Origin of the sequence: Avibacterium sp. 21-595 (assembly GCF_023611905.1) — a bacterium.
Taxonomy (GTDB): domain Bacteria; phylum Pseudomonadota; class Gammaproteobacteria; order Enterobacterales; family Pasteurellaceae; genus Avibacterium.
In genome coordinates this window covers 651,847-669,812 of record NZ_CP091455.1, presented here as the reverse complement: position 1 = coordinate 669,812, position 17,966 = coordinate 651,847, and the positions used below count along the sequence as shown (strand labels likewise).

Below are 17,966 nucleotides of genomic sequence, written 5' to 3'. Positions count from 1 at the left end.
CTTCCATATTGGGGCAATTTAGCAAAGTTCAAGTTCGTCACATCAACTATGCTAATCAGATTTCTTTCAGTGTACTCCATTCAAATTAAAAGTGCGGTCATTTTTTCACACAAATTTTATTTTTTCGCTTTTCTGACAAGAAAAAGAATAAAAAACATTCAATTTATACTTGAAGAAATAAAAAATCCAACCGCGAAAGGTTGGATTAACTAAAAATGATGAAAATTTATACCGCTCTGAAGATTAACGCATCGTTACAAATTCTTCTGAACCCGTTGGGTGAATAGCAACAGTATTATCAAAATCCGCTTTGGTTGCTCCCATTTTAATTGCAACGGCAAAGCCTTGGATCATTTCATCTACCCCAAAACCAATGCCGTGTAAGCCGACAATTTTTTCATCTTTGCCGACGCAAACTAATTTCATTCGGCAAGGCTGGCGATGCTGAGTTACCGCGCTGTACATTGGTGTAAATGAGGATTTATACACTTTCACATTTTCTGCGCCATATTGCTCAATGGCTTGTGGTTCAGTTAATCCCACAGTACCGATTGGTGGGTGGCTGAATACCACGGTTGGCACGAGATTATAATCTAAATGTTCGTTTGGTTTATTGTTAAACAAACGCTCAGACAAACGGCGACCTGCGGCAACCGCAACAGGCGTAAGTTCAATGCCACCTTCGATAATATCGCCTACGGCATAAATCCCTTTCACATTGGTATTTTGATATTTATCGACTTTGATAAAACCTTTGTCATTGGTTTCCACGCCTGCCGCAACAAGGTTGATATTCGCCGTATTTGGCTTGCGGCCAATCGCCCAAATCACTTTTTCAACCGTTTGCTCACGTCCATCTTCTAATTTTAAGGTGAAAGAACCGTCAGCATTTTTCACCACTTCTTTTGGAATAGCGTGAGTGTGTAAGTGAATGCCATCTTGCGCCATCACTTCCACAAGGGTTTCGACGATTAGCGGGTCAAAACTACGCAATGGGCTTTGTTTACGCACGAATAAGTGGGTGTCCACGCCAAGGCTGTTTAACACGCCCGCTAATTCTACCGCGATATAGCCCGCGCCTACCACGGCGACGGATTTTGGTAGGGCGTTTAATTCAAATACCCCGTCAGAATCAATCCCGTATTCTGCGCCATTAATGTCAGGACGCGCAGGGTAAGCTCCTGTTGCGATTAAAATATGATCAGCACTGATTTTTTCGCCATTCACTTCGACAGTATGCGCATCAACAAATTTGGCGAAGCCTTTGATCACATCCACATTATTTTTAGCTAAGACATTATTGTAAGAGGTGTGAATGCGTCCAATATAAGCCTGACGATTTTCCACTAACTTACTGAAATCAAAATGATTTACCGCAACATCAAAGCCATAATCAGGGGCATATAGATTGATGGCTTCTGCCACTTGCGCGCCATACCACATCACTTTTTTTGGCACACAGCCCACGTTTACACAGGTTCCGCCAAGTTCTTTTGCTTCAATAATGGCACATTTTTTTCCATAGCTTGCTGCACGGTTAATGGAGGCGATACCGCCACTTCCGCCACCAATGGCGATATAATCATAATGTTTTGTCATTTTATTAACTCCCTAAATTGCTAAATTGGGCTGTGAAAGATAAAAAAGCCCATCATAAATCTGCGCGTATTTTGCCGAAAAATCGGGCTCAAAGCGACTAATTAATCCAATCGGTAAATTCTTACTCTGGTGTGATCCATTTCACCGACCAACTTCCCGTGCCTTCTGGAACAAGTGTTTTAGTAAGGTAAGGCAGGATTTTTTTCATTTGGGCTTCTAATTGCCAAGGGGGATTTATCACAATCATTCCGCTTGCGGTCATTCCACGTTGGTCTGAATCAGGGCGTACAGCCATTTCAATTTGCAGAATTTTACGAATGCCCGTGTTTTCCAAGCCTTTGATCATACGTTTTGTTTGCTGGCGTAACACCACGGGATACCAAATCGCATAGATGCCTGTGGCAAAACGTTTTACCCCTTCTTCAATGGCATTGACCACCAAATCATAATCCTCTTTTAATTCATAAGGGGGATCAATCAAAATAAACCCGCGTCTTTCTTTTGGTGGCAGTGTGGCTTTAATTTGCTGAAAACCGTTGTCACGCTTAGTGGTCACATTGTCGAATTGTTTGAAATTATTGCGTAATAATGGGAAATCCGCGGGGTGAAGCTCGGTTAATAATGCACGATCTTGTGGACGCAATAAATGTGCGGCGATAAGCGGCGATCCCGCGTAATAACGTAGCGATTTGCCGCCATAATTCAGCTTTTTGATAAGGGCAACATAACGTGCCACTTCTTCTGGCATTTCTGCTTGCTCCCACAAACGTGCGATCCCCTCTTTATATTCCCCAGTTTTTTCAGCTTCATTACCGAATAAACGATAATGCCCGACACCTGCGTGGGTGTCTAAATAATAAAAGCCTTTGTCTTTTTGTTGCAGACTTTCAATAATCAGTATTTGCACGATATGTTTTAGCACATCGGCAAAGTTGCCTGCATGGAAGCTATGACGATAACTCAGCATCAGTTTGCCCTTAAAAATTTGATAAAAAAAGACCGCACTTTATTTTTGCGGATTAAGAGATTAAAACGAAGAGCGAACATACTGGCTCGCCCTGCTCATCAAATATATTTTTGATGAGACTTTATTTCGCGAAAATGGCTTGCAAAGCTTGGTAAATAGACTGTGCTTGATTACCTGAAAGGGCATTGCCGTCTTCATCTGTAATCACCACCGCACTTTGTCTGCCTAAATCAGCAAGTTGCATAGCATACTCGCCTTTTTCTAATTCAGGAGCAGCCACACCAAATCTTGCCCATTCTGTTTTTTCTAACGGACGATATTTTAATTCACGATAGCCACGCCCCGGATTTTCTGACGAAGTTTCAAATCCTACTTGATTTAACGCGCCACGCAAACGTTGCCACGCTTGCTTAAAAGGGGCATTTAATGCTAATGCGGTACGCCCATTTATATCGGTGGTTAATTGCGTTTGGATTGGCGTGATCGCCGTGCTATTTAATTCATTTTGCTGCTTGCGATAAGCGCGGTTTAACTCGCCAATCAATTGGTTTAAACGATCAGAGGTGTAACGTTGCTTTTGTGCCATTGTTGGGGTGAAAATAATATTATCCCGCTTCATTTGCAAAATAGACACAACTAAAGCACTTGTGCCTTGATATTGCACTTGTTCGATCAGATAACGAATTTGTGTATCACCAATGTCATCAGCACGCCCCGTTGCCGCCCAATTAGTTTCAATACGATTGTCTTGATATTGGTAATGAATGCCTTGTTCTTTTAATAAACGCGCTACTTGGTTTAAGCTATAAACCGCCTCTTTTGAAGAGGGATACGCAATCAAAGCACGTTCACCATCAAACTGCGCAATAGAATTATTAATCATTGCAATCGGCGTGCTTGGTGGACGAATATCTACTTTTTGATGTGCTTGTTGATTAAGCTGTGGCAACGCATAAGTGTTATCTTGTACTGGTAAATTTACGCCACCGCTTGCTAACGGCGCAAAACTCACTTGTTGCTGCGCATATTTTTCAAAGTTATCATTCGCTTGCTGTTTACTTTCATTGCTTGCAGAACAAGCCACGAGTGTCATTAGAATTGGTGTGCTTAACAACCACTTTTTCATCAATGTATCCTCAAGATTAAACAAATTTCATTGTCTGTTTTGACAACCAGAATGCAGAAAAGTTTAAGGGGCATTGACTGCTCAACGCCCCTCTTTTATTCACAAAAAGAATTAAACTAAGCCTGCAATTTTCAAGGCTTCAAGCACTTTGGGTTGTGCCGTTTCACTTAATGTCGTCAGTGGTAAACGTAGCACTAACTCAGGAATTAAGCCTAATTTATACGCTGCCCATTTCACGGGAATAGGATTCGATTCAATGAAAAGATCTTTATGTAACGCCATTAAACGTTGATTGATCACTTCCGCCTCATCAAATTTTCCTGCCAAAGCAAGCTCACACATTTTCGCCATCTCTGCAGCTGCAACGTTGTTGGTTACCGAGATCACCCCTTCACCACCCGCTTTCATACTTTCCAAGCCCGTGGCATCATCACCACTTAACACAATGAAATCCTCACCGGCAAGTTGTTTAATTTTCGCCACACGGCTCACATCACCCGTAGCTTCTTTAATTGCCACAATATTGTCAATTTGTGCTAAACGTCCCACGGTTTCAGGTTGCAAATCACTGCCTGTGCGTCCCGGTACGTTATATAAAATTTGCGGTAAATCGGTGCATTCTGCAATGGCTTTAAAATGTTGATACATTCCTTCTTGCGTTGGTTTGTTGTAATAAGGCACAACAGACAAACACCCTGCAACGCCGCTGCCGTTTAATAATTTTGTCATTGTGATTGCTTCACTCGTGGCATTTGCCCCAGTCCCTGCAATTACTGGAATACGTCCCTTGGCAAATTCAACGGTCTTTAAAATGGTTTTAACGTTTTCCTCTATGCTTAATGTCGCTGATTCCCCAGTTGTTCCCACTGACACAATCCCGTGTGTTCCCGCTGCAATATGGTATTCAACCAATTTTTCTAATGCCTCAAAATCCACTTCACCGTGTAAGTCCATTGGGGTAATTAAAGCGGTAATACTCCCGTAAAATAAAGGATTCGTTGCTGACATAAAGACCTCCGAATTATTTTTGTTATCTCTATTGAGTTTGCTTGAAAAAGTTTGTTTAAGATCGCTAAAATAGCCCAACTTTGCAAGTGATTTTTTGCATTTTTTCTCAATCACATCACATTTTTAAGGATATTTACGATGCAAACATTAAAAGCGGGCGATTTTGCACCACACTTTTCTTTACTTGATCAAAATGAACAACCTGTTTCACTTAGCGATTTTAAAGGCAAAAAAGTGCTGGTTTATTTTTATCCGAAAGCCCTTACCCCCGGTTGTACGACCCAAGCTTGTGGCTTACGCGATAGTAAAACAGCGCTTGAAAAACAAAATGTCGTCATTCTTGGCATCAGCCCTGATAGCCCGAAAAAGCTTGCCAATTTCGTGGAGAAAAAAGCCTTAAATTTCACCCTACTCTCTGATGAAGATCACCAAGTAGCTGAGCAATTTGGCGTATGGGGGGAGAAAAAATTTATGGGCAGAACCTATGATGGCATTCATCGCATTAGCTTCTTAATTGATGAACAAGGCAAAATCGAAAAGGTCTTTGAGAAGTTCAAAACAGGGGAACATCATCAAGTCGTGTTGGATTATTTGAGCCAAAAATAATCGCTGATTAGCATAAATTAAAGTGCGGTGTAAATTTTCTCAATTTTTCCACCGCACTTTATTTTTGAATGTTTTTATTCGTGTGCTTTTTTACAACTTGATAAAATGTCTAATTCCTTTTGATACACGTTTGTTTTCAAATCCATATCCATCATTCCAATTACGGTGCTAAATAGATTATCGTGAGAATAGGATTTTGTCTTTGCATTGTGACGTAGACAGTCTAAATCGACGCCTTCATTTTTCTTCCATTTATCTGAAAACCAGAAAATCATTGGGACGCGCGTTTGGTAGATTGGCGCAATGGCATAAGGTGTGCCGTGTAGATAAATACCGTCTTCGCCAAGTGATTCGCCGTGATCGGACACATAATATACCGCACTTTCTAAATCATCACGTTTGGATACCTTGTCTATTAACGTATCAAGAAAATGATCAATAAATAAAATACTATTATCATAAGTATTCACTAATTCTTGATTGCTACAATTTTGAATTTGGTTTGTATCACAGGTTGGGGTAAAACGTCGATATTCTGGGGTATAACGTTCATAATAGGTAGGACCGTGATTACCAATAGTATGTAAAATTAATACGGTGTCTTTACCGTCTTTACCTGCTTGGTCAAGAATCTTATCTATATCAGAAAACATAACGGTATCTAAGCATTCGCCCTCCGTACAGTAATTTTTTAATGTCGGCTGATTAGCTTGAATGGTTTCATTAGGTACGCGTAAACAGACGCCTTTACAATCACTATTATTTTCTAACCAGAAAATATTCACACCGGCACGTTGTAATACATCAAGCAAATTATCCATTTTTTGTGCTTTTGCACCATCGTAGTCGGCTTTGGTTAAATAAGAGAACATACAAGGCACGGAAACCGCCGTTGATGTACCACAACTAGACACAGAATTGAAATTGATAATCTCCTGTCCGCGGGCGGCGAGTTTTGGTGTAGTTTGCCGGGCGTAACCATTTAATCCCCAATTTTGCGCCCGCGTTGTTTCCCCCACAACAATGACAGTAAGATGCTGAAATTCGTCAGGTTTATCTTGTTTTGCATCTAACCCAATTTGAACATAAGGACGATTAGCTTCACGCACACGCTTAATTTCATTGACACCTGCACTAATAAAGTTTGAAGGCACAAGTAAACTTACTACCGGTTTATTATTACGCACAAAGGACGCGTAATCTTGATAAAAGCCTTTTGCGATCGCCAAAATGACTATCCCTGAAAAAGCAATTAATCCTAATCTTACCGCAAGTTCTTTCCACCAAGTGCGGTAGTCAATTTTTGTCATTATATATAATATGGCAGGTAACACACCAAAAACGACAATCCAAGTGAGATATTGCCAAGTGAGCATACGAACACTTTCTGCAGGCGTAGTTTGTAGGACGTTTTCAAGCATATCGGTAGAAAAATGCACATCATAAAATAACGCTTGATAGCCAATGGCAGCACTAATAATGAATAAAAGTGGAATAATCATTTTATGTAAAATAGGTAAGGCAATGAGTTGAAATACTGCATTGAGGGTGAAAAAAATAAAAAAAGGCACAGTGAGAAGAAAATAGTCTTCAGGCTGTCCTACAAATGGGTGCAATGCCCACACTTTTTTATAAAATGCAACATTAAGTACACAAGTAAAATAAAGCGCAACGAGCGCAATAAGCGTTGAACTTTTTAATTTAAACCGTGAAAATAGCATAAAAATAATATCCTTGTTTTGAAAATCATTGATAAATCATCAGGGGATTAGTCAAATAAAACGTAGAAAAGTTCTTTACAAAAACTTACAAACAAAATGGGATAAAAAATGAACATCAGCCAAGCTGCCGAGAAAACAGGATTGTCCGCCAAGCAAATTCGAGATTATGAAAAAGCGGGGTTATTGCCAGAGGCTCAACGTACCTTATCAGGTTATCGCTTTTATTCTGAGCAGGATTTAAACCAACTTCGCTTTATCAGTAATGCCCGTAAAGTCGGCTTTTCACTGCAACAAATTCGCGAATTATTAAGGCTCAATCGCGATCCTAATCGTACAAGTCGCGAAGTGAAAGCGATTACTGAGCAACATATTATCGAGCTAAAAGAGAAAATTGCGAGCTTGCAAGAAATGTTGGATTTATTACAACGTTGGCATTGTTCTTGCCAAGGAAATGATAGCCCCGATTGTTCGATTTTGTCAGGGCTAACAGAAAAGACGGTACTATAGGCGTTTATAAGTGAGAAAATAATAACAGCTTACGGCTAAAAATGAGCAACCCACCATTGTTAAAAGCATTGGGGCGGCGCTGTCAATTTTCATCAATGCAACAAGTGAACCCACACAAGCCCCCGTGCCAAAACGTACGCTCCCCACCATTGAGTTCGCCGTTCCTGCCATTGCAGGGAATTTTTCTAAAATAGACGCCATTGCATTGGAACTAATTAAAGAGTTCTGTCCAACAAATAATGCCACACCAATTGCCATTGACCAAAAACCAAGATCGAAAAACACCACCAATAATAGCCAGATTGCCGCAATAAATTGAATGATTAAGCCTGTTTGTAACATTTTTTCTGTGCCAACTTTGGTAACTAAACGTCCATTTAAGAACGAGCCGAAGGTCATCACGCTAATGTTCAACATAAAGAAATAACCAAAGTTTTGTTCTGGAATGCCATAAATACCGATATACACAATCGAGCCTGCGGTTAAGAACGCAAATAACCCGCCAAAACCAAAGGCACTCATAAACATATAACCTAGCACTTCTTTTTTTCGCCATAAATTAACAAAATTACGCACCACAATGTTTAGGCGTAATGGAATACGATTTTCTTTCTTATGGGTTTCAGGAATAATAAAGAAGACTAGCAATGTACTAAATAATCCCATCGCCGCAATAACATAAAAAATGGAATGCCAATGAAAATAAGTAACAAGATAACCACCAATAATGGGGGCGACTAAAGGGGCGAGCATAAATACCAGCGTAATCGTTGACATTGTACGAGAAAGTTGATCTTTACTAAATAAATCGCGTAATAATGCCCCGACTAAAACCACCGGTGCAGCGCCAAAAAAGCCTTGCATAAAGCGCAACAGCGTGAAGCTACCAATTTGATTAATGGTCGTAAGAATAAGAGCCGCAATGGCACTCACGATCACACCAAGTAAAATAACAGGTTTACGCCCATAGCTATCCCCCACAGGCCCCCAGAAAAGCTGCCCTGATGCCATACCATAAGCAAAGAAGGTGAGGGTGTGTTGAATTTTTTCAGGGCTGACGTGCAAATCTTGCGACATACGCAAAAAAGCAGGCAAATACATATCCACCCCAAGTGGTGGCAGCATTGAAAGCAGCCCAAGAGTCAAAATAAAAATAAAGCTGGGTTTATGTATCGTTTTTTCACTCACAATTTTATCCTTATTTTAAGGTCGCTAATTCTTCATCGGTTAAAGGGCGGTATTCCCCCTCTTCTAATTGTTCATCTAGCACCACATCGCCAATTTTCCAGCGGTGCAACGCAACCACTTTATTACCTAAGGCGGCAAACATTCGCTTCACTTGATGATAACGCCCCTCGCTTAAGGTTAAATTGACATTGTAATCATCAATAATTTCAAGTTTTGCGGGTTTAGTTGGGGATTTCTCACCACGTAATAAAATGCCTTCTGCACAAGCCTGCTGGTAATGATTTTCAACAGGATCGGCAAGGGTAACAAGGTAAGTTTTCTCGCAATGATGTTTAGGCGAAGTAATACGATGCGACCACTGCCCATCATCGGTGAGCAACACCAGCCCCGTAGTATCCACATCTAGCCGTCCTGCACTATGCAATTTAGTTGCAAGGGGATAATCAAAGAATTGGTAAATGGTCGGATAATCACCGTCATCATTAGAACAGACATAGCCTTGCGGTTTATTCAACATAATGTAATGTCCCGCCTCAAACCAAGTAAGGCGTTCACCCTCAAAATAAATTTCATCTTCCGCACTGACTTTGGTTGCGCCACTTTTCTCAATTTTTCCGTTAATTTGCACCGCACTTTGACGCAGGGCTTTATTGGCTTGAGAGCGTGTTAGCCCAGTTTGCTCGGCTAAAAATTTATCTAATCTCATTGCGTGATTTTCTCATTAATAAAAACGGCATATTGTACAACATCTCGGCATAAAACCCTAGTTGAACCGAAAACAAAAGTGCGGTTGATTTTGTGAATGAATTGTAAATAATGTGTTGTAAATCACAGATTTTCTGATTTTTTCGCCTATAATAGCGTTAAATTTTTCTCACAAACTTTCAACTTGTTATAAGGACGGTTTTATGGACGCACAACTACGTCAAGCAGCACTTGATTTCCACGAATTCCCAAAACCGGGAAAAATTGAAGTTACGCCAACGAAATCTCTTGCAACCCAACGGGATCTTGCCTTAGCTTATTCCCCCGGTGTGGCTGAACCTTGTTTAGAAATTGAAAAAGATCCCGCTGCGGCTTATAAATACACCGCACGCGGTAACCTTGTGGCAGTCATTTCTAATGGTTCTGCGGTACTTGGCTTAGGTAACATTGGCGCGTTAGCGGGTAAACCTGTAATGGAAGGGAAAGGCGTGCTATTTAAAAAGTTTGCCGGCGTAGATGTGTTTGATATTGAAATTGATGAAAAAGATCCCGATAAATTAGTCGAAATTATTGCTGCACTTGAACCGACTTTTGGTGGTATTAATCTTGAAGACATCAAAGCCCCAGAATGTTTTTATATTGAACAAAAATTGCGTGAACGAATGAATATTCCCGTCTTCCACGATGATCAGCACGGTACAGCGATTATTTCAGCTGCTGCAGTCATTAACGGTTTACGCATTGTGAATAAAAAAATTGAAGAGGTAAAATTAGTGGCTTCAGGCGCGGGGGCTGCATCTATTGCCTGCTTGAACTTACTTGTTTCCCTTGGAATGAAACCTGAAAATATCACTGTGTGTGATTCCAAAGGGGTGATTTTCAAAGGGCGTGATGAGCGAATGGATGAAACCAAAAAACGTTATGCCATTGATGACAACGGCACGCGAACATTGGCAGACGCAATGCCAAATTGCGATATTTTCCTTGGTTGTTCCGCCGCAGGTGCCTTAACCCAAGAAATGGTAAAAATGATGGCACCAAATCCGCTTATTCTTGCCTTGGCAAATCCTGAACCTGAAATTTTACCCCCTCTAGCGAAACAAGTTCGCCCAGATGCGATCGTCTGTACGGGACGTTCTGACTATCCAAACCAAGTAAATAACGTACTTTGCTTCCCATTCATTTTCCGTGGGGCATTAGATGTAAGTGCAACCACCATTAATGAAGAAATGAAATTGGCTGCGGTTTATGCCATTGCGGATCTTGCGCTTGCCGAACAAAGCGAAGTGGTTACCTCCGCATATGGGGGGACAGAAGTGTCTTTTGGTCCAGATTATCTGATCCCAAAACCGTTCGATCCACGTCTTATCGTAAAAATCGCCCCAGCGGTCGCAAAAGCGGCAATGGAAAGTGGGGTGGCAACCCGTCCTATTGAGGATTTTGATGCTTATTTAGAAAAGCTCACGCAGTTTGTGTATAAAACAAATTTATTTATGAAACCTGTATTTGCCCAAGCAAAACAAGATAAAAAACGGGTCTTGCTGACAGATGGTGAAGAAACTCGCGTACTACACGCAGTGCAAGAAATTGCTACATTAGGCATTGCACAACCTGTGCTATTAGGGCGGACGCACATTATTGAAGAAAAAATCAAGCAACTCGGTTTGCACCTTGAAATTGGGCGTGATTTTGAGGTCATCGACATTGAAAATAACCCTTATTATGAAGAATGTTGGCAACATTATCACGACAAACTGAAACGCCAAGGAATGACCCCCGCTGGTGCGAAACGAAAAATGTTACATAATCCGACCGCACTTGGATCTGTACTATTAGAAATCGGCAAAGCTGATGCAATGCTGTGTGGGTTAGTCGGGCCTTATGCTTCTCACTTAGCCGCTATCAAAGATGTTACCGGTGTGAAAGCTGGCGCAATTCCTGCCACCGTAAATGGCTTGGTATTGCCAACAGGCAATCTGTTTATCGCTGATACGTTCGTTAATCCAAATCCAACCGCAGAAGAATTAGCCGAAATTACCTTAATGTCTGCAGCAGAAGTTCGCCGTTTTGGTATTGAACCGCAAGTTGCGTTAGTTTCTCATTCCAATTATGGTAGCGCAAATGATGAAAATGCGCTAAAAATGCGTAATGTCTTGCAATTAGTGCGTAACAAAGCGCCTGAATTAGTGATTGATGGGGAAATGCATTGTGATGTTGCACTTTCTGAAAGTTTACGTAATGAAATTATGCCAGATAGCCCGTTAAAAGGGGCGGCAAACTTGCTAATTATGCCAACAATGGAAGCTGCACGAATCAGTCTGAACTTGCTACAAGGCACTGCAACGCCAATTACCATTGGCCCGATCTTAATGGGGATCAATAAAACAGTCCATATTTTAACTTCGGCATCTTCTGTTCGCCGTATTATCAATATGGTGGCAGTTGCGGCAGTAAAAGCACAGCAAGAAATTTGATCAGGAAAAGTCATTTAGGGCAGAAACACTGCCCTATTTATTTTTCGCTAGAAATTTAAACTTTTAATGATCTTAATCAAGTTTCTTGCTAGAATACCCCTGAATTTAGTACCTAATGATTATTTGAAGAAGGAAAATTTTATGGCTTACACACTACCAGAATTAGGCTATGCCTACGATGCTTTAGAACCACATTTTGACGCACAAACAATGGAAATTCACTACAGCAAACATCATCAAGCTTATGTGAATAATGCCAATGCGATTTTGGAAACCTTACCGCAATTTGCTGATCTTTGCCCGGGTGAGTTAATCACTAAATTAGCAGAAGTGCCTGCAGATAAACGTACGGGGTTACGTAACAATGCGGGTGGCCACGTGAATCATAGCTTATTCTGGAAAAGCTTGAAAAAAGGCACAACATTACAAGGCGCATTAAAAGATGCGATTATCCGTGATTTTGGCTCGGTAGAAGCGTTCCAAGCTGAGTTTGAAAAAGCAGCCGCAACACGCTTTGGTTCAGGCTGGGCGTGGTTAGTGTTAAACAACGGTAAATTAGAAGTGGTTTCAACTGCAAACCAAGACAGCCCATTAATGGGGAAAGAAATTGCGGGTTGCGAAGGCTATCCAATTTTTGGTTTAGATGTTTGGGAACACGCCTATTACTTAAAATTCCAAAACCGCCGTCCAGATTATATTAAAGAATTCTGGAATGTCGTGAACTGGGACTACGCCGCAGAACGTTTTGAGAAAAAAGTTAATATCTAATAGCTGTGTTTTAATTTTGTGTTGATGCTTCCACTGAAATTTGATAAAGTCCCTTTTGGTTCAATTAACTACAAGGGATTTTATCATGTCAGGTGTAACAAAAGAGTTAGACATTTTAAAACAACTTTTTGAGAATTTATCCGACACGGATAAACAGGCTTTTTTGACTTCTGTTAGCCAAAAAGAACAGGTTAAAAAAGTAATTGAACCAAGAAAAATTACGAATTGTCCACATTGTCAATCTACGCATTTCGTTAAAAATGGTACGAAATGCGACAACCAACGCTATTTGTGTCGTGATTGCAAAAAATCTTTTGTTGAGCAAACAGGCACTATTCTCTACAACACACAAAAAGACATTGAAGTTTGGGAAAAATACATTCATTGTATGATTGAAAAATATCCACTTCGTAAATGTGCTGAAATTTGTGAAATCAATCTTGCGACTGCTTTTACTTGGCGACACAAAATTTTAGACGCACTTCAAAAGATGATGAATGAAGTTGAGTTAGACGGCATTGTGCAAGCTGACGAAACTTATTCAACCATCTCTTACAAAGGAAACCACAAATCTTTTAAATTGCCGCGCCTGTCTCACAAACGAGGAACAAGGGCGACTAAGCGCGGTATTTCCAAAGAACAAGTTTGTGTTCCTTGCGGTATCAATTTAGATGGTAAATCTGTTGCTAGAATCAGTAATTTAGGTAAACCATCTCTAAAAGATTTGCAAAAAGTTCTCAATGGTAGAGTTGCCAAAGATTCTGTATTCGTTACCGATTCATTAAGACCGTATCAAAAATTATCACTGGATATGAATTTAAGCCATATCCGTATTCCACGCGGTAAACGCACAGTCGGTACATTCAATATTCAAACGATTAACAGCTATCACAGCCTATTGAAAAACATGATTGTTCATCGGTTCAAAGGTGTGGCAACCAAATACTTAAACAATTATTTGACTTATCACAACTTTGTGAATTTTGCCAAAGATACGTTGGCAAATAAAGAAGCGGTTTTGCTAGACTTCATTCGCAAAACCATGTGTCTCGTAAGGTCGGCAGACGTGCCTAAACGTCCTGCTATTCCCGTGTAAATTAACTTGACTTTGAAAATTAAGGTCTAATTATGTCCCTGCAAGCCTAGTTCAATCTTGTTTTTAAACTTTCAATACTTGATTTGGAGATTTGAGATGTCTGATTATAAAACAGAAGATGAAGTAAGAGATGAAGCTAAACTCATCTTGGAATTTAATAAAGGAGAAAAAGATATTAAACAAGGCGTAGGTCAAATTACCACATTTAACCAATTAGGGTTTAAAGGCATAAATGACAAGCCTGACGGTTGGTATTTACCTAAAAATATCAATGATGTAGCAATTATTCTCGAAACAAAATCTGAAGATAAGGACATTAGCAAGCAAGTCTTTGTTGATGAATTATTAAAAAACATCGATATTATTAGCCAAAAATATAAGAAAACGGTTGGGATTCTTTACAATGGCAACGATGTGATGGTGTACAAAAACAAAGAGCTAATCCCTTGTGCTAAAACATTGCAAGCTAAGCAATACTACCTAGATTTATTCAAAGATAACAGTATAGACAAAAATAAAATCTATTCACTCACAAAGAAAATTAATGACCTATTACACTTTAAATTTGGTATTAAAAATTTATACCATCGTATGATTTTTACCGCTTCTGCATTAGTGGTAGAGCGATTTGGTGGAAATTTAGAAGCGATTAAAAATAACGGTTACGCACCATTCCAAAATAAAATCTATAACACGCTTGCCAAATCGCTAGAAGAACATAAACAACAAAATTTAAAAATCAGTATTTTGCTCGAGGTGTACAGCGAAATTCGCATGAATATCGTAGAAAATCAAGATGATATTAACACCTTTATTGATTGCGTGATTGATATTTCTCACTCGGTTAATTCGGACAATTGGAACGGTGAAGATGTGATGGGGATTTTCTTTAACGAGTTTAATCGCTATAAGAAAAAATCGGAAAGTGGACAGGTATTTACCCCTGAACACATTACCTCCTTTATGTATGACTTAATTGGCGTTAATCATAATGACCGTGTGTTGGATGCGACCTGTGGTAGTGGTGGTTTTTTGGTCAAAGCAATGGCAAATATGATTAAAGAAGTTGGCGGTGTGAATACCACTGAAGCTGAAAGCATTAAACAAAATCAGTTATTTGGTATTGAGTTCGACCGTGAAATTTTCGCTCTTGCCTGTGCCAATATGTTGATTCATAAAGATGGTAAAACCAATCTCGAACAATTAGATATGCGAGAAAATCAAGCCTGTGAATGGATTAAATCTAAAAATATCAGCAAAGTGTTAATGAACCCCCCTTATGAGCGAAAATACGGCTGTAAACAGATTGTGAAAAATGTACTGAATAATGTGCCGAACGGAACAAAATGTGCTTTTATTTTGCCTGATAAAAAGCTAGAAAAAGATAAAATGAGTGGCTTACTTAAAAAGCATACGCTAGAAAGTATAATCAAACTCCCTGAAAATCTATTTGATGCGGGTGTGACCACCAGCATTTTTGTTTTTGAAACGGGTAAAGCACAGAATGACCGGAAAATTTTTGCCTGTTATATGGAAGATGATGGCTTAGAACGAGTGAAAAACCAAGGGCGACACGATATTAAAAATCGCTGGACAGAGATTGAGCGCTACTGGTTAGATGTTGTTTTAATGAAAACAGACGAAAAATACCAAACACATCAATGGTTAGATTCAAAAGAATGTTTGTCGTATCAAAAGCCACAACAAGCATTTGAAATTTTTGAAGAAGATTTCAAAAAAGTTATCTTGGACTATATTCTGTTTGAAGATGGTGTAGATGTGAAAGTTTTTAATGACAATCTACTTAATAAAGTGCTATATCAATCCGAGATTGAAAACAACAAATTGATTTTAAATTTACAAGGAAAAAATGATGAATAAGTTAGATATTTCAAGTTGGAAGGAATTTATTGTTGGTGAGTTATTTGAGATTAAAAAGCCTAACGTTATTCATTCCAAAGGAGTTCAAGAAAGTAATGCAAGAGATGATACTAATAGCATCCCTTATGTAGTTCGAACTAAATTTAATAATGGAATAAAATGTAATGTAATTAGAACAGAGATAATGAAACCTGCTATTTCTGGTGTTGTTTCATTTGGAGCTGAGAACGCATCTTTCTTTTATCAAGAAAAAGAATTTGTATCAGGTAGAGATATTTACTATATAGATACAAGCTCTCTATCAAAAGAAACTTGCTTATTTCTCGTTACTTGCCTAAATACAATAACGCATAAGTATTCATATAATAATGGATTGTTCCCTGATTTACTCAAAAAGGAAGCTATAAAACTGCCTGTTACATCGTGCGGTAAACCAGACTGGGAATATATGGAAAACTACATCAAAGCCTTATATTCTAGAGAGAGAGAGAGAGTATCTCTACTGTTGCAAAATATGTAACAAGGGAAACAGACAGAAAGTTAAATGTAGCGAAATGGGGAACATTTACACTAGGTAAATTATTTAATTGCATACAACAAGGTAAGCGGTTAAAAAAGCACGACCAAGTTGAAGGTCATATTCCTTTTGTTATGGCTGGCAGAACTAATGCAGGTGTTGCCAATCGTATCTCCAATCCTATTGTAATGTTCCCTAAAAATGCTATTACGATTGATATTTTTGGGAATACATTTTACCGAGAATATGAATTTAGTGCAGGAGATGATACTGGCGTGTATTGGAATACGGAAAAAAATTATTCCCAAAATGTAATGCTTTTCTTAACGAGCGTTATACAGAAAACTATACAAAAAAATTATGATTTCTCTGACAAATTAAGAAGTGCTAAAAGTTTGGATATACAAGTTCCACTACCTGTAACAGATGAAAACTCCCCCGATTGGCAATATATGGAAAAATTTATGGGTGATTTATTAAACACGGAGACAGATAAATTAAATCAGTTGTTAAAGTTGTAAAACTAGATTAGGTGCAACGGTATATTTTTTCGTTGTGCCTAATTTCAAACATGGTTATCAACACATTGTTAAAACAGAGCCTATCTAATTCATTATTCAATAATAAATTTCATCTTATCCCCTCTTTAATGAGGGGATTTTTTTACTTTTTTGATAGAAAAATAGGCAAGTTATTCACTCACCTATTTGCCCAGTTTAGTTATACTCGATCAAGTTTGAAATAAAGCCACATCGGCTTGTCTTGCTCTCTGGCGTTAAGCTCACTTAGCCTATTCCAACTGAAACGAGCATAATTTAAAAAGATTAAATGAGATTAAAAATGCGTTGCTTAGCGAGAAACCGCGAAACAAGGCTGAATGTGGGTTAAAATTTCTTTCACCAAACGAGCCGGTGCAGCAACCACGTTACCTGAGGTCAAATAGCTGTGTCCGCCTTCAAAATCAGTCACTAAACAACCTGCTTCACGGGCGATAAGATCACCTGCAGCAATATCCCACGCTTTGACGCCCATTTCAAAGTAAGCATCCACTCGATTAGCCGCAACATAGCACATATCTAATGCAGCTGAGCCTGTACGGCGGAAATCGGCTACTTTACCTTCATTAACAAGATTGCTCATTATTGCAAATTGGATCGGCATTGCAGAGAGTTTTTTGAATGGAAAACCAGTGGCTAAAATTGTGCCTTGTAATTCACGTTTGATATTTTCTGCACGCAGACGGAGTTCATTGATTTTTGAACCTTGTCCACGTACGGCAGTGAAAAGCTCATTACGGATAGGATCATACACCACCCCCACTTCTGTTCTGCCTTTCACACGCACAGCAATAGACACAGAAAAGTGCGGTAATCCTTTGATGAAATTTGTCGTCCCATCTAGTGGATCAATCACCCATTGCACATCACTATCTTGACCTTCTAATGCACCACTTTCTTCTGTGATAATCGTGTGATCAGGATACGCTTTTCTAATTACATCAATAATCGCCGCTTCAGAGGCTTTATCAATATTAGTAACAAAGTCATTTGCACTTTTAGCTACCGTTTGAATATCATCGCGGCGTTCATACCCTTTAGCAATAATATTGCCCGCTTTTCGTGCCGCACGAATAGCGATATTTAACATTGGATTCATATTTCCACCAGATTTTAAAGAACAAAATTGAATGCGAGATTATAGTGATATTTTTGATAAAAAGCGAGAAAAACCCGGTTAGCAAGAAAATTTTCATATTTCCGACCGCACTTTGTGGGTATTGTGCTAGAATACCCACAATTTGTA

16 protein-coding genes are annotated in these 17,966 nt (G+C 39.2%); 8 read left to right on the top strand and 8 right to left on the bottom strand.

Features of this window, described 5'->3' with window-relative positions:
• Positions 1-243 precede the first annotated feature (243 nt).
• The 4 genes from gorA to dapA form a co-directional block, all read right to left on the bottom strand.
• The gene (gene gorA / locus L4F92_RS03220; RefSeq protein ID WP_250364184.1) at positions 244-1,599 is read right to left on the bottom strand and encodes a glutathione-disulfide reductase; all 1,356 of its coding nucleotides are present in this window, start codon (positions 1,597-1,599) and stop codon (positions 244-246) included.
• A 121-nt stretch (positions 1,600-1,720) separates the two neighbouring features.
• On the bottom strand, positions 1,721-2,566 hold the full coding sequence (locus L4F92_RS03215; protein ID WP_250364183.1) for a 23S rRNA (adenine(2030)-N(6))-methyltransferase RlmJ: 846 nt from the start codon (positions 2,564-2,566) through the stop codon (positions 1,721-1,723).
• A gap of 121 nt (positions 2,567-2,687) precedes the next feature.
• Positions 2,688-3,692, bottom strand: coding sequence for an outer membrane protein assembly factor BamC (gene bamC / locus L4F92_RS03210; protein WP_250364182.1), 1,005 nt, complete (start codon positions 3,690-3,692; stop codon positions 2,688-2,690).
• 111 nt (positions 3,693-3,803) lie between these two features.
• Positions 3,804-4,700, bottom strand: a complete 897-nt coding sequence (gene dapA / locus L4F92_RS03205; protein ID WP_250364181.1) for a 4-hydroxy-tetrahydrodipicolinate synthase — start codon at positions 4,698-4,700, stop codon at positions 3,804-3,806.
• Between the two features lie 138 nt (positions 4,701-4,838).
• On the opposite strand from dapA, the gene bcp reads away from it, so the two are divergent.
• Entirely contained in the window at positions 4,839-5,306 is a 468-nt protein-coding gene (gene bcp / locus L4F92_RS03200) for a thioredoxin-dependent thiol peroxidase (protein WP_250364180.1), read from the top strand.
• 74 nt (positions 5,307-5,380) lie between these two features.
• On the opposite strand, the gene L4F92_RS03195 is transcribed toward bcp, so the two are convergent.
• Complete coding sequence (locus tag L4F92_RS03195; protein ID WP_250364179.1) at positions 5,381-7,027, bottom strand: phosphoethanolamine transferase; 1,647 nt, start codon at positions 7,025-7,027, stop codon at positions 5,381-5,383.
• 108 nt (positions 7,028-7,135) lie between these two features.
• Here L4F92_RS03195 and cueR point away from each other — a divergent pair, with 108 nt between their 5' ends.
• A complete protein-coding gene (cueR, locus tag L4F92_RS03190) occupies positions 7,136-7,534 on the top strand; it encodes a Cu(I)-responsive transcriptional regulator (protein ID WP_250350822.1) in 399 nt (132 codons plus the stop codon).
• On the opposite strand, the gene L4F92_RS03185 is transcribed toward cueR, so the two are convergent.
• Both L4F92_RS03185 and rsuA read right to left on the bottom strand, forming a co-directional pair.
• Positions 7,529-8,725 carry a Bcr/CflA family multidrug efflux MFS transporter gene (locus L4F92_RS03185; RefSeq protein ID WP_250364538.1) on the bottom strand — a complete coding sequence of 399 codons (1,197 nt, stop codon included), beginning with the start codon at positions 8,723-8,725 and terminating at the stop codon, positions 7,529-7,531. The two genes, cueR and L4F92_RS03185, sit on opposite strands and share 6 nt — an antisense overlap.
• A 7-nt stretch (positions 8,726-8,732) precedes the next feature.
• A complete protein-coding gene (rsuA, locus tag L4F92_RS03180; RefSeq protein WP_250350823.1) occupies positions 8,733-9,428 on the bottom strand; it encodes a 16S rRNA pseudouridine(516) synthase RsuA in 696 nt (231 codons plus the stop codon).
• 202 nt (positions 9,429-9,630) lie between these two features.
• On the opposite strand from rsuA, the gene L4F92_RS03175 reads away from it, so the two are divergent.
• From L4F92_RS03175 to L4F92_RS03150, 6 genes are all read left to right on the top strand, one after another.
• Entirely contained in the window at positions 9,631-11,901 is a 2,271-nt protein-coding gene (locus L4F92_RS03175; RefSeq protein ID WP_250364178.1) for an NADP-dependent malic enzyme, read from the top strand.
• A 141-nt stretch (positions 11,902-12,042) separates the two neighbouring features.
• Entirely contained in the window at positions 12,043-12,669 is a 627-nt protein-coding gene (gene sodA, locus L4F92_RS03170) for a superoxide dismutase [Mn] (protein WP_250350825.1), read from the top strand.
• Positions 12,670-12,754: 85 nt separating this feature from the next.
• Entirely contained in the window at positions 12,755-13,765 is a 1,011-nt protein-coding gene (locus L4F92_RS03165) for an IS1595 family transposase (protein WP_250364177.1), read from the top strand.
• A 96-nt stretch (positions 13,766-13,861) separates the two neighbouring features.
• The gene (locus L4F92_RS03160) at positions 13,862-15,646 is read left to right on the top strand and encodes an HsdM family class I SAM-dependent methyltransferase (protein WP_250364176.1); all 1,785 of its coding nucleotides are present in this window, start codon (positions 13,862-13,864) and stop codon (positions 15,644-15,646) included.
• A complete protein-coding gene (locus L4F92_RS03155) occupies positions 15,636-16,166 on the top strand; it encodes a restriction endonuclease subunit S (RefSeq protein ID WP_250364175.1) in 531 nt (176 codons plus the stop codon). The genes L4F92_RS03160 and L4F92_RS03155 overlap by 11 nt, the downstream gene beginning before the upstream one ends.
• Positions 16,142-16,684: a restriction endonuclease subunit S gene (locus L4F92_RS03150; RefSeq protein WP_265748361.1), complete on the top strand. Its 543-nt coding sequence runs from the start codon at positions 16,142-16,144 to the stop codon at positions 16,682-16,684. Before L4F92_RS03155 ends, L4F92_RS03150 begins: the two co-directional genes overlap by 25 nt.
• 328 nt (positions 16,685-17,012) lie before the next feature.
• On the opposite strand, the gene suhB is transcribed toward L4F92_RS03150, so the two are convergent.
• A complete protein-coding gene (gene suhB, locus L4F92_RS03145; protein ID WP_250364174.1) occupies positions 17,013-17,819 on the bottom strand; it encodes an inositol-1-monophosphatase in 807 nt (268 codons plus the stop codon).
• Between the last annotated feature and the right edge of the window lie 147 nt (positions 17,820-17,966).

Coding starts and splice junctions, on each gene's coding strand:
- gorA (WP_250364184.1), bottom strand. CDS start 1,599: ATGACAAAACATTATGATTATATCGCCATTGGTGGCGGAAGTGGCGGT.
- L4F92_RS03215 (WP_250364183.1), bottom strand. CDS start 2,566: ATGCTGAGTTATCGTCATAGCTTCCATGCAGGCAACTTTGCCGATGTG.
- bamC (WP_250364182.1), bottom strand. CDS start 3,692: ATGAAAAAGTGGTTGTTAAGCACACCAATTCTAATGACACTCGTGGCT.
- dapA (WP_250364181.1), bottom strand. CDS start 4,700: ATGTCAGCAACGAATCCTTTATTTTACGGGAGTATTACCGCTTTAATT.
- bcp (WP_250364180.1), top strand. CDS start 4,839: ATGCAAACATTAAAAGCGGGCGATTTTGCACCACACTTTTCTTTACTT.
- L4F92_RS03195 (WP_250364179.1), bottom strand. CDS start 7,027: ATGCTATTTTCACGGTTTAAATTAAAAAGTTCAACGCTTATTGCGCTC.
- cueR (WP_250350822.1), top strand. CDS start 7,136: ATGAACATCAGCCAAGCTGCCGAGAAAACAGGATTGTCCGCCAAGCAA.
- rsuA (WP_250350823.1), bottom strand. CDS start 9,428: ATGAGATTAGATAAATTTTTAGCCGAGCAAACTGGGCTAACACGCTCT.
- L4F92_RS03175 (WP_250364178.1), top strand. CDS start 9,631: ATGGACGCACAACTACGTCAAGCAGCACTTGATTTCCACGAATTCCCA.
- sodA (WP_250350825.1), top strand. CDS start 12,043: ATGGCTTACACACTACCAGAATTAGGCTATGCCTACGATGCTTTAGAA.
- L4F92_RS03165 (WP_250364177.1), top strand. CDS start 12,755: ATGTCAGGTGTAACAAAAGAGTTAGACATTTTAAAACAACTTTTTGAG.
- L4F92_RS03160 (WP_250364176.1), top strand. CDS start 13,862: ATGTCTGATTATAAAACAGAAGATGAAGTAAGAGATGAAGCTAAACTC.
- L4F92_RS03155 (WP_250364175.1), top strand. CDS start 15,636: ATGATGAATAAGTTAGATATTTCAAGTTGGAAGGAATTTATTGTTGGT.
- suhB (WP_250364174.1), bottom strand. CDS start 17,819: ATGAATCCAATGTTAAATATCGCTATTCGTGCGGCACGAAAAGCGGGC.